Origin of the sequence: Mongoliitalea lutea, assembly GCF_014652135.1 — a bacterium.
Classification (GTDB): domain Bacteria; phylum Bacteroidota; class Bacteroidia; order Cytophagales; family Cyclobacteriaceae; genus Mongoliitalea; species Mongoliitalea lutea.
Genome location: NZ_BMYF01000024.1, coordinates 26654 through 39145, shown reverse-complemented (window position 1 = coordinate 39145; position 12492 = coordinate 26654). Strand labels below are relative to the sequence as shown.

Below are 12492 nucleotides of genomic sequence, written 5' to 3'. Positions count from 1 at the left end.
TTAAATGATTAGTATGATTTAACTCAAATTGCTAAAAAAATAGAAAAGCCCCTGATTTCTCAGAGGCTCTTGATTTTATTTTGTAATCACTATCTTTTCTATCTTCTCGACTTTCTTACTGTCTACATATGTAATCTCTTTTTTGATTTCTACTGTTTCTTTCATGGCATGCGAACCGTGAGGTTTTTCAGAAATATGAGGAGCGATAACCAAGGCTACAATAGATGTCAATTTGATCAAAATATTCATAGAAGGCCCGGAAGTATCTTTAAACGGATCTCCAACTGTATCGCCTGTAACAGAAGCTTTGTGAGCATCAGAACCTTTATACTGCATTACCCCATCAATCATCACACCTTTTTCAAAAGACTTCTTCGCATTATCCCAAGCACCACCGGCATTGTTTTGGAAAATACCCATCAACACACCTGACACCGTGATACCTGCCAACAAACCCCCAAGCACTTCTGCCCCGAAGGCAAATCCGACCACCATAGGTGCAATCAAGGCAATAGCTCCCGGAGCAACCATTTCACGGATAGAGGCTTGAGTGGATATTTCTACGCATTTTTCATATTCTGGCTTGTTTTTGTATTCCATAATGCCAGGAATTTCACGGAATTGTCTTCTCACTTCATTCACCATGTCCATAGCTGCCCTTCCCACTGCTGCAATCGCTAAGGAAGAGAAAATGAATGGAATCATTGCTCCGACAAAGAGACCTGCTAGTACATCTGCCTTATAAATATCAATGGAATCAATGCCTGCAATACCAACATAAGCTGCAAATAAAGCCAAAGCCGTTAACGCAGCTGAAGCAATCGCAAAACCTTTACCAGTAGCTGCTGTGGTATTCCCAACGGCATCTAAGATGTCTGTACGCTCACGAACTTCTTTAGGCAAACCTGACATTTCTGCAATGCCACCTGCATTATCCGCAATAGGACCAAAGGCATCAATAGCCAACTGCATAGCTGTAGTAGCCATCATACCAGCAGCAGCTATCGCAACTCCATACAAACCGGCTGCGAGGAAAGATCCATAAATACCACCTGCCAATACTAAAATTGGAAGCACTGTTGACTCCATACCTACTGACAGCCCCCCAATGATATTGGTTGCATGACCAGTGGAAGACTGTTTGATGATGGAATTTACAGGTCTCTTACCCATAGCTGTGTAATACTCCGTAATCATACTCATCAAAGCCCCGACAATCAAACCAATAACTACAGCACCGAAAACACCCATTTTGGTGAAAGCAATCGACCCTCCACGGGAAAGTACCAACTCACCTTCCGGCAACATATACATGATCAAAGGATAGGAAGCCGCTACTGTCAATAATATAGAAATCCAGTTTCCTTTATTTAATGCAGCCTGTACTGAATCTGTGTCCTTACTAATTCGAACAAACCATGTTCCTACTATAGAAAAAATCAATCCCATACCAGCAATTACCAAGGGCAATAATACTGGTGCAATACCTCCAAAATTATCATCAGATACAATCTCTCTTCCGAGAACCATCGAAGCAAGGATCGTAGCCACATAGGAACCAAACAAATCAGCACCCATACCCGCTACATCACCTACGTTATCTCCTACGTTATCAGCAATAGTCGCTGGATTTCTAACATCATCTTCAGGAATCCCTGCTTCCACCTTACCTACTAAGTCAGCACCCACATCAGCTGCTTTGGTGTAGATACCTCCACCTACACGGGCAAACAATGCGATAGACTCTGCTCCAAGTGAGAAACCAGCGAGTACTTCCAATGCTGTTTCCATAGCTGCACCATTCACATCACCTCCTGTAGAAAGGACAAACATATTGTAAAATAGGATAAACAAAGCTCCCATTCCAAAAACAGCCAATCCTGCAACACCAAGCCCCATAACTGTACCTCCTGTAAAAGATACTTTCAAAGCATTTTTCAAGCTTCCTTTTGCCGCTTGAGTGGTCCTAACGTTTGCTTTGGTTGCTATATTCATCCCCAAATAGCCTGCAAAAGCTGAAAGTACAGCACCGATCAAAAATGAAATAGCAATGACGGGTGAGGAGGTTTCGATCAGTGTACCAGACCAACCTAGCAATAAACCTGCAATCACAACAAAATAAGCGAGGACTTTCCATTCTGCTTTTAAGAAGGCCATGGCTCCTTTGGCAATGTGACCTGCCAGTTCTGCCATATTTTCATCTCCTGCATCTTGCTTGGTTACCCAAGCTGATTTAATTGCCATGACGACAAGACCGATAATCCCCAACAAGGGGACAATGTAGATAAACATTTGTTCCATAAAGATTAATTGAGTTATTGTCAAAGATTCATTTCAACAAATATATTACTATTCATATACCATGCAATCAAAACAGATAAAAGTCATCTATTTTTGATTTCAGAAGATAATTTGGAGAGATATGAAAAAGCTTTAGGCCAAATGAAGCAAACTTTTTACCTTTAATACGTAAGTAATCTCTAAAACCTAAAACACTATGTCAGAATTAAGTCAGCAGTTACTTTTTGAAAAAATCCGCAAGGATATGGATTTTCTTACTGAACGTTTTAAAAATGTTTTGATAAATCTCGGAGAACATGAGCTTGTTAAAAGTTTTGAAATCCGCGGAGGTGTACCAGATCTTTTGAGTAGCAAAAGTGAAGAATCGAAGCATATACAGACACTTAGTATTTATCTTCAACTGATGAATTTAGTAGAAGAAAATGCCGCAGTTCAGTTCCGAAGAAAAATAGTTGATCATAATGGTGCATCAAGCATCAGAGGCTCTTGGGGAGAAACATTTCAGCGTCTGAAAGCAGATGGATTCTCTGAAAAAGAACTATTGAACGTATTAAAGTCAACAGAAATAACACCTGTACTCACTGCGCATCCCACCGAAGCAAAACGTATTTCTGTTTTGGAGATTCACAGAGATTTATACCTTAAATTGGTACAATTAGAGAACAGCTCTTTCTCAAGGACAGAGTTCAAAGGTATTGAAAGGGAAATTGAAACCTTGATCGAGCGATGGTGGAGAACAGGTGAAGTTTACTTGGAAAAACCAACCATTCAATCGGAGCGAAACAATGTGTTACATTACTTCACCAAAGTATTTCCTAAAGCATTGGCTAAGCATGATGAACAGTTAAAAAATAGCTGGATCGAAGCTGGTTTTGATAAACATGCCCTGCAAAATCCCGATAACTTCCCAATCCTTAGCTTTGGCAGTTGGGTAGGTGGCGATAGAGATGGTCACCCTTATGTTTCAGCCGAAATTACAGCAGAAACGCTCCTGCTGCACCGAAAATCTGCGTTGGAATTAATCGAAAAACAAATACGGGAATTAGCTTCTAAAATATCCTTCTCGAGTATAAGAAATCCACTTCCTTCTTATTTTGAGGAAGAGATTAAAGCTATGGAAGGATTTTTGGGAGAAGAAGGGAGCCATGCAGTTCAGCGAAACCCATTTGAACCTTGGAGACAGTTTATCAATCTTGTTTTGATCAAACTTAAACACACCAAGGAACAAAATTCTGAAAAAGGATTTCAAAATGTGAATGAACTCAACAACAAGCTGAAAATCATGCGGGAAAGCCTGATAAGTATTGGAGCTCAGGGAATTGCTGAAACTCTTCTTTTCCCGATTGAGCGCCAATTACAATGTTTTGGGTTTCACCTTGCAAAACTAGATATCAGACAAAACTCTGCTTTTCATGATAAAGCATTGGAGCAGTTAATCCAGCATGCATATCCTCAGGAAGCACCTTACAGTCAGTGGTCAGAAGAAAAAAAGACAGAATTCCTCAACAGAGAATTAAAAACCAATAGACCTTTTGGTGTAGTAGGAACTAGTTATGGTGAAGAAGCTGACAAGGTTTTGAATTGCTATAGGGTTGTCAAACATCATTGTGATATTTTTGGAAAAGATGGTATTGGTTCTTTCATAGTGAGCATGACGCGAGGGTTAAATGATTTATTGACAGTTTATCTCTTCATGAGAGAAGCTGGAATTAAGTATGGAGATTTCCCTGTCGTCCCTCTATTTGAAACTATTGATGATTTACAGTCTTCACCAGACATCATGGAAGCATACCTTGCCCATCCTGTCCATCAAAATCAAGGTGTTGCAGTGCAGGAAATCATGCTTGGTTATTCTGATAGTAATAAAGATGGTGGAATTGTCGCCAGTAGGTGGAATATCAATCAAACAGAACAGGCTTTGAGCCAAGTCGCAAAAAAACATGGAATTCGTTTTAAATACTTCCATGGAATTGGCGGAACTATCAGTCGAGGTGGAGGAAAATATCACCGCTTTCTAGAAAGTATGCCTGTAGGTAGTTTGACAGGAGAAATCAAGTTGACTGTGCAAGGTGAAACTATTGCTCAACAGTTTGCCAATCTTTTGAATGCTGTGTATAATTTGGAAATGTTAATATCTGGAACTGTACTTCAAACAGCCAAAGCAATTAAAGGAGAGCAGGTTGCAGCTGAAAAATTAAAAGCATTTGAGCATTTAGCAGGGGCTGCTCAAGCACAGTACAAAAATTTAATTCAGCATCCTGACTTTATTAAATTTTACGCAGAAGCAACTCCAATCGATGTATTAGAACTCAGTAAGATAGGTTCCCGACCAGCTCGAAGAACAGGAACACGGACACTAGCAGATTTAAGGGCGATTCCATGGGTGTTTAGCTGGACACAAAGTCGATTCAATCTAACTGGTTGGTTTGGTATGGGAACGGGTCTGCATACGTTAAGAACAGAAAAACCTGAACTCTACTCCCTCTTAAGAGAAAATCATGACAGTTGGCCATTCTTCCGTTATGTTTTGATCCAATTGGAAACCAATGTATTGAACGCCAATGAAAAATGGATGAAAATTTACGCCTCTTTGGTTAAAGATGAAGCCGTCAGAAACAACATCTTGAATATCATCGAAGCAGAATATAAATTATGTTTAGATGAATTGGAAATGATGTTCAAAAATCCAAGAAGTATACGTAGAGCTTCATTATTGGATACCTTAGGTAGACGAACAGAAGCTGTTGAAACGCTTCATCACTATCAAATCTCTAATCTTCAAACTTGGAGAGCTGAAAATCCAAATGGAGACAACCAAGAAATCATAACCCGGTTATTACAAATAACTACAGCACTAGCCAATGGATTGAAAAATACTGGCTAAAACAGTTGACATAGTCAATTGAATACCACCAAAAAAAGAGTTAGTCCAATTAATTTGGACTAACTCTTTTTGCTACTGGAAATTTCAACATATAAAAAATCGTTAGAATCCTTTTTTAATTTGCTCTGCAATTGCTTTTAACTCTTCCTGACTAAGTTTCAATTTAGCCCTTGTGAAATTGATATCATCCATTGTTCGCAAGGGAACCAAGTGTACATGGACATGGGGAACTTCCAAGCCAATTATCGCTACACCTACTCTGGTGCACGGTATTGTTTTGTCTATAGCTTTAGCTACTTTTTTTGAAAAAACATGCAAGCCCGCCAGTGTTTCATCATCTAAATCAAAAATATAATCCACTTCTTTTTTGGGGACCACTAGTACATGCCCTTTACACAAAGGCATAATATCTAAAAAAGCTATGTAATTCGCATCCTCCGCTACAATATGAGCAGGAATTTCTCGATTGATTATTTTTGTGAATATACTTGACATGGGTTAAAAATAAAAAATCCCGATGGATATTCATCGGGATAACTTTTTTTTAGTAAGAAATTTCAAGAATTTCAAACTCGAGCACTCCAGCAGGAGCGTTTATTTGCGCAATATCGCCCACGGATTTCCCCACTAAGCCTTTCCCAAATGGAGATCCCAATGAAATTTTTCCTGATTTTAAATCTGCTTCTTCTTCAGAGACTAAGGTATACGCTACTGTCATACCATTCTTTACATTTTTGATTTTGACAGTACTTAAAATACCAGCTTTAGAAGTATCCACTTTGGAATTATCCATAACTCGAGCATTTCCTACTACCTCTTCCAACTTGGCAATTTTTAATTCCAACAAACCTTGGGCATCCTTAGCAGCATCATATTCTGCATTCTCACTCAAATCACCCTTATCCCTTGCCTCAGCAATTTGTTTGGCAATATCTGATCTACCTTTCGTTTTCAACTCTTGAAGTTCATCTTTCAGACGCTTCAAGCCCTCTTCTGTGTAATACTGAATTTTTCCCATGTTCGTATTAAATATTTACTTGCTATGAAAAATAGAAGAAACGGCTCCCAGATGGAAACCGTTTCCTCTATACAAATTGCTATATTGATGCACAAATATATAAAATTCCGAATGATAAAACAATTACGCCTCCAATATGAAGATTAATGAATCATGTTTGATCGATTGGATTAATTTATCCAAGTTTAGGAAATTCACATTACTTCAAATACCGCAGAAATCTTTTTAGTCAACACTTGATTGATCTTTTGATAGGATTCCACAGTCCATCCCGCTACGTGCGGACTAAAAACAACATTTTTGCGTGCTGCCAGCTTCATAAATGCCTGTTGCTGGACTTTTGTGAAACGTTGAAATTTTTCATTCTCTAAAACATCTAATACAGCTCCTTTGATAATTCCACGGTCGAAAGCCCAATTCAAGGTATCAAAGGAGATCAATTCTCCTCTAGCGGTATTAATAAAAAAGATTGGCTTTTTAAATTGACTAAAAAAAGATTGATCCAAAAAACTCGTCGTTTCGGCAGTCAAAGGGACATGAACAGAAAGTACATCTACACTTTCAAAAATCTCATCTAAAGAAACCTCCTCAATACTATCGGTTCCAAAACCTTTTTTGTACTTGTCATAAGCCAGAATATTGACACCAAACCCTAGCAACCTCTGAGCAAATGCAGAACCCATATTACCAAAACCAATAATACCAACTGTTTTGCTATGAAGCTCAATGCCTCTATTACCTTCTCTATCCCATATTCCATTTCTAACTTGAGCATCAGATTGCAACACATTATTGAAAAGTGCCAAAAGTCCCCCGATGGCATGCTCTGCTACAGCATCCATATTACCTTCTGCAGCATGAAAAAGTTTAATGCCTCGTCTTCCAATTAAATCTTGATCGATCTGATCAAGGCCTGCACCTGCCCTTCCGATAAACAGTAATGATTTGCCTGCATCGATAAGCTCTTTATCAATCACTGTTTTAGAACGGATAATCAAGCCTTGATAAGAATTTAAAATGGATAAGATCCCCTCCCTATCTATGGAAGGTTGATAATTGACATCAAACCCACTATTTTGAAGTAGGGAAATGATCGAAAGGTGCATCTCATCTACTACCAATATACTTTTTTTACTCATACGGATTTACACAATTTTTCTTGAAAAGAAATAATAGGCTATAACTTCAATAAAGCCATAGCAACACCAAAATAAACTGCTAAGCCTAGAAGATCATTAGCAGTTGTAATAAATGGACCCGAGGCAATTGCAGGATTTATCCCAAATTTATCTAATACAAGTGGAGTTACCGTACCCATAAATGAAGCTAATAAAACCACACAAAACATTGCTAATCCTACCGTTACACCAAAAATACTTTCAAACCCATACACAAAATGGACTACCAAAAAAACAAAAATCCCTAAAACAACACCATTAACCAAAGCAATTGAGACACCTTTGATAAAGCGTTGCCATGGAGTATCGTCAAATACTGATTTAGACGCTAATGTCTGTACAACTAAAGAAGATGATTGAATACCGACATTCCCCCCTGTAGCAGCTACCAATGGAATAAAGGAAGCAAGAGCAATATATTTACTCAAACCTTCTTCAAAAAAGCCAATAATTTGAGCACCCATCAAACCTCCTATGACACCAATAAGCAACCAAGGCAAGCGGGCTTTGGAAATTTTAAAAATTGAGTCGGACTCCTCCACGTCTGCAGAAATACCGGTCATCGCTTGAATATCTTCTTCGGACTGTTCTCGAATCAAATCCAACACATCATCGACTGTAATTCTACCAACTAATCTATTTTTAGCATTCACGACCGGAATGGATTCCAAATCATATTTACGCATAATTTCAGCTACCTCCTCACCATCAGCATGGGTGGGCACAGATACAATATCTGGCTCATATATGTCCATTATTTTTGTATCAGAAGCTGCTAAAATAATTTTTTTCAATGAAACTCTTCCCAATAAATGCTGCTTATTATCAACAACATATATAGAGAATATTTTTTCTACCCGCTCGGCTTGTCTCCTGATTTCCTCAATAGTCTGAACAACATTCCAATTTTGGTTAGCTTTAATAAATTCTTTGGCCATCAACCCACCCGCAGAATCCTCATCATAGCGCAAAAGATCTAAAATATTGGCAGACTTTTCTTTTTCAGTCAAGTAGGAGATGACCTCTTCCCGCTCCTTAAAAGACATCAAGATTAAAATATCAACTGCATCATCTGAATCCATATGCTCAATAAAAGCAGCTAATTCCGACGGCTCCATTTCACGAATGACCCTCAATAAGGAATCTTCTTCCAGTTCAATCAGAATATCCGCAGCAATTTCAGCACTGAGTAAGCGTAGCACATAAAGTGCCTCCTCCATATTCAATTCATCCAAGATCGCCGCAATATCTGCTACATTCGCTCCCTCCAAAGACTCTTGAATAAAGTCTATCTTCTGATTATCAATACCTTCTCGTAGACTTTCTAAGTATTCTTTGGATAATGAAAATGACTTTATTGGTTCCAAGATTCCTGTATTTTTTGGGTTAAACTAACAAATTCCTGGACATCCAGCTGCTCTGCCCGCTTGTCCATCACGGGATCAGCATTAAGTTCCGGCGATACATTGAATACTTTCATGCAATTCCTCAAAGTCTTTCTTCTGGTGGCAAAACCTTGTTTCACAACTTTGAAGAACAATTTTTCATCGCATGCTAGATTTTGGACCGAATTCCTCTGAAGCCGAATCACTCCGGAATTTACCTTGGGAGGCGGATTGAATACTCCTGGAGGCACTGTAAACAGATACTCTATGTCATAGAATGCTTGTAATAACACAGACAAAATTCCATAATCCTTATTCCCTTTTGGAGAAGCGATACGTTCTGCAACTTCTTTCTGCAACATGCATACCACTTCTGTCACATGCGCTCGTTCTTCCAAAACCTTGAAAAAGATCTGTGAAGAAATATTGTAAGGAAAATTTCCAGCAACAGCATAATCACCATTCATAATCGGGGCAAAATCCTTTTTGAGGTAATCTCCCTCAATTATCTTTTCTCCCAGCTTTGGGTACTTCTGATGCAAATAAGCGATAGACTCTGTATCGATATCCACCAGGTACAAATCCCAGTCTTTTTCCAATAAAAAGTCTGTCAAAACACCCATTCCAGGCCCAATTTCTAACACTTTTTTCACATCCCAATGACCAGTTACGGCCTCCGCTATTCGTTGAGCGATCCTTAAATCTGTCAGAAAATGTTGCCCCAAGTGTTTTTTGGGTTTGACTTTGTCCATGCGGCTATCTTTGATATTTTTATATAAATTGCAATCCAAAAATAAGACAATTATCACAAAGGCCTACTATCTTATGTGAAGTCCTTGTAAAGCTTTAGTACGCTAATTAGAAATTAATGAGTAACAGAAAACAAAAACCCATTATCGGGATAAGTATTGGAGATATTAATGGAATCGGTGCCGAAGTAACCATGAAAGCCTTATTAGACAATCGAATTATGCGATTGGTAACTCCTGTAATTTATGGGCATGGTAAAGCTATGGCCTTCTATCGTAAGCAGTTAGAATTAGAAGATTTTAATTTCATGCAAATCCGTTCGGTAGATGAAGTCCATCACAAAAAAGTAAATCTAGTGAATGTTCTCGAAGAAAGTCCAGAGGTGATGCCGGGTGTAGAAACTCAGGAGTCGGGAAAAATGGCATTAGCAGCTCTCAATCAAGCCATTGGGGACATGAAAGCAGGGAAAATTGATGGTTTGGTAACTGCGCCTTTGAATAAAAACAATATCAATTCACCTGAGAAGAAGTTTATCGGCCACACTGAGTATTTAACAGAGGCCTTTGGGTCGGAAGATAGCTTGATGTTTTTGGTCGCTCCGGATATCCGTGTAGGCCTCGTTACTGGTCATATCCCTATAACTCAAATTGAAAAGAAATTAACCTCAGAAAACATCCGCAAGAAATTAAACCTTATGTTAAATTCCTTGGAAAATGATTTTGGAATCAATAAGCCAAAAGTGGCAGTTTTAGGTCTAAACCCTCATGCTGGAGAAGACGGATTGCTTGGAAAAGAGGAAATTGAAATTATCAATCCTGTCATTCGGGAATTCAAAGACCACGGCAAATTAGTTTTCGGACCTTATCCCGCTGATGGTTTCTTTGGAATGATGCATCAAAAAAAGTTCGATGGTGTTCTAGCTATGTATCACGACCAAGGACTAATCCCATTTAAATCACTCGCTTTCGATTCAGGCGTTAACTTTACTGCTGGTTTGCCAATCGTAAGAACGTCTCCAGACCATGGCACGGCTTACAATATAGCTGGAAAAAATATTGCTGATGAAGGCTCTATGCGAGAAGCTATTTTTCAGGCATACGATATCATTAAAAATAGAGGTAACTGGGAATCCGAAGAAGGGGAAGGGTAAAACCTCCCCTTTTTTATCTTAAAGATGCTTGATTTAGTAAAAAATTAAAATGCTTCTCCAAATGTGAGGTAAAAATACACATCACTCCTATGCGCACGAGCGACATCAAACCTTAAATTTAATTTCTCAGATTTTCGAAGTTTAAATCTTAATCCTGTGCCATAAGTTAATTTAATATTTGAAAATGTAGTTTCCGAATAGTCACCATAAACATCCCCTAACCCAGAAAATAAAACCACTTTCCACCGTGGAAGAACCTCTTTTCTAAATTCAGCATTCAATGCTGTCATGTTAGTATCTCTGAACTGTCCTTCAAATAATCCTCTCATATTTTTATTCCCCCCTATCATAGGCATTGCAAAAAAAGGAACTTCGCCGAACGTATGTTCTGAAAGTAATTGAATAACAATTAGATTCTTCTTGTTAATAGAAAAGATTTTTCTAAAATCAGCATAAATCAAGTCATAGCTAGAATTCCCTAATCTCATAAACGTAATCCCGCTTTCTAGATACATCCCTCTTTGAGGGTATAACTGACTATCTCTTGTATCTAGCAACATGGAGGGGCCAAAACCTGCGATATATCCACCATCTTTACCGACTATGGACTGTGTTTCTAATTGACCCAAGGCATCTCTTTCAATATTATAGTAATTATCCAACACTGATTTTAAACCTAAACTTACAGGGTAAGAACTACTCAATTTTTTGTAATAATCTGCTCTTAATCGCTGTAAGTTTGCATTAAAAGACTCTCTATTGGAGTCAACCGGAGCCGAACCTAATCCAAAAAAGAAAAAAACATAGCGATAGTATCCTAATTCACCTGCATACATCGATCTATTATTATCGGTAAAAATTCTCCAATTCGAAAACAACAATAATTGATTTCTAAGTGTGTAAGCTGCTCCTCCAACAATTAAACTTTCATAAGTTTCATGATTTTCATTGGCTAAATTGAATGTCAAAGCACCTCCTAACCCTAATGATAAAAGTGTTTCAGGCGTATAGTAAACGACAGGAATAACGGTTAAGGACGAACTTTTTTCGGAAAGTGTATCTGTCTCTGCAGAAAAAAATAAAGGGATAAATAGTTTTATGAATAATGCCAATTTCATCGATCAATATACGCTAAAAAATAATTATTGGACCACCTACAGATTTTTTGATTTATTATTCAAAGAATGAATCTATTTCCCAATACAACAATCGCTGTATTTTACCATCTACGCCTGTAACTTCCACCGTTTTCAATGGTTCCCAGTCTCCTATGGGGTATTGATGGGAAATTATACGGGAACCTTTGGGCATGGCTTGAATCTTCGGTAGTAATTTTTCATTGATATCCGGAAAGAGGTAGATAATCAAAATACTCGCCTGATTAAAGTCAAAAGCAAAGAGATCTCCTTGATAAAACTTGACCAAATCTTCCACCCCTGCATCTTTGGCCAAGGAATCAGCCAACTGCACGAGATCAGGGTCGATTTCAACGCCCAAACTTTTGATGCCAAACTGTTTGGATGCAGCGATCGGAATCCTGCCATCTCCTGAACCCAAATCCAGTAGTACATCACCTTCCTGAATCTCTGCCAATTCAAACATTACACGCATTACTTCTTCCGAGGTAGTCACAAAAGGCACTATATCACCCACAGTGCTTTGCGCCCATCCTATCCCAAAAGGCATAAATAACAGCCAACCGAAGAAGAAAACAATTTTCATACGGACAAATATAGCAGATTTTCAAGCGTGAAATCCCTAGCAAAATCTGGCTTATTGGGGTATTTTCGCTACTTTTGCGCGATTCAATTGAAATAAACCCAGAA

The 12492-nt window shown here is 38.4% G+C and carries 10 protein-coding genes; 2 read left to right on the top strand and 8 right to left on the bottom strand.

All coding sequences use genetic code 11. From position 1 onward, the window contains the following. Positions 1-75: 75 nt before the first annotated feature. On the bottom strand, positions 76-2301 hold the full coding sequence (locus tag IE080_RS16690; RefSeq protein ID WP_189585328.1) for a sodium-translocating pyrophosphatase: 2226 nt from the start codon (positions 2299-2301) through the stop codon (positions 76-78). Between the two features lie 196 nt (positions 2302-2497). Between IE080_RS16690 and IE080_RS16685 the strand changes: the two genes are divergently transcribed. Beyond that, the gene (locus IE080_RS16685; RefSeq protein WP_189585325.1) at positions 2498-5185 is read left to right on the top strand and encodes a phosphoenolpyruvate carboxylase; all 2688 of its coding nucleotides are present in this window, start codon (positions 2498-2500) and stop codon (positions 5183-5185) included. A 102-nt stretch (positions 5186-5287) separates the two neighbouring features. Here IE080_RS16685 and IE080_RS16680 read toward each other — a convergent pair whose 3' ends face one another. From IE080_RS16680 to rsmA, 5 genes are all read right to left on the bottom strand, one after another. Next, entirely contained in the window at positions 5288-5680 is a 393-nt protein-coding gene (locus IE080_RS16680; protein ID WP_189585322.1) for an HIT family protein, read from the bottom strand. Between the two features lie 49 nt (positions 5681-5729). Further along, positions 5730-6203 (bottom strand): transcription elongation factor GreA, encoded by a 474-nt coding sequence (greA, locus tag IE080_RS16675; protein ID WP_189585319.1) that lies wholly within the window; start codon positions 6201-6203, stop codon positions 5730-5732. Positions 6204-6397: 194 nt separating this feature from the next. Next, the gene (locus tag IE080_RS16670) at positions 6398-7342 is read right to left on the bottom strand and encodes an NAD(P)-dependent oxidoreductase (RefSeq protein WP_189585317.1); all 945 of its coding nucleotides are present in this window, start codon (positions 7340-7342) and stop codon (positions 6398-6400) included. 38 nt (positions 7343-7380) lie between these two features. Next, a complete protein-coding gene (gene mgtE, locus IE080_RS16665) occupies positions 7381-8748 on the bottom strand; it encodes a magnesium transporter (RefSeq protein ID WP_189585315.1) in 1368 nt (455 codons plus the stop codon). Further along, positions 8736-9518: a 16S rRNA (adenine(1518)-N(6)/adenine(1519)-N(6))-dimethyltransferase RsmA gene (gene rsmA, locus IE080_RS16660; RefSeq protein WP_189585312.1), complete on the bottom strand. Its 783-nt coding sequence runs from the start codon at positions 9516-9518 to the stop codon at positions 8736-8738. The genes mgtE and rsmA overlap by 13 nt, the downstream gene beginning before the upstream one ends. A gap of 116 nt (positions 9519-9634) precedes the next feature. On the opposite strand from rsmA, the gene pdxA reads away from it, so the two are divergent. Then, positions 9635-10666 (top strand): 4-hydroxythreonine-4-phosphate dehydrogenase PdxA, encoded by a 1032-nt coding sequence (gene pdxA / locus IE080_RS16655; protein ID WP_189585309.1) that lies wholly within the window; start codon positions 9635-9637, stop codon positions 10664-10666. Positions 10667-10710: 44 nt separating this feature from the next. Here pdxA and IE080_RS16650 read toward each other — a convergent pair whose 3' ends face one another. After that, a complete protein-coding gene (locus IE080_RS16650; protein WP_189585305.1) occupies positions 10711-11784 on the bottom strand; it encodes a BamA/TamA family outer membrane protein in 1074 nt (357 codons plus the stop codon). A 55-nt stretch (positions 11785-11839) separates the two neighbouring features. After that, the gene (locus IE080_RS16645) at positions 11840-12388 is read right to left on the bottom strand and encodes an SAM-dependent methyltransferase (RefSeq protein ID WP_229800693.1); all 549 of its coding nucleotides are present in this window, start codon (positions 12386-12388) and stop codon (positions 11840-11842) included. Between the last annotated feature and the right edge of the window lie 104 nt (positions 12389-12492).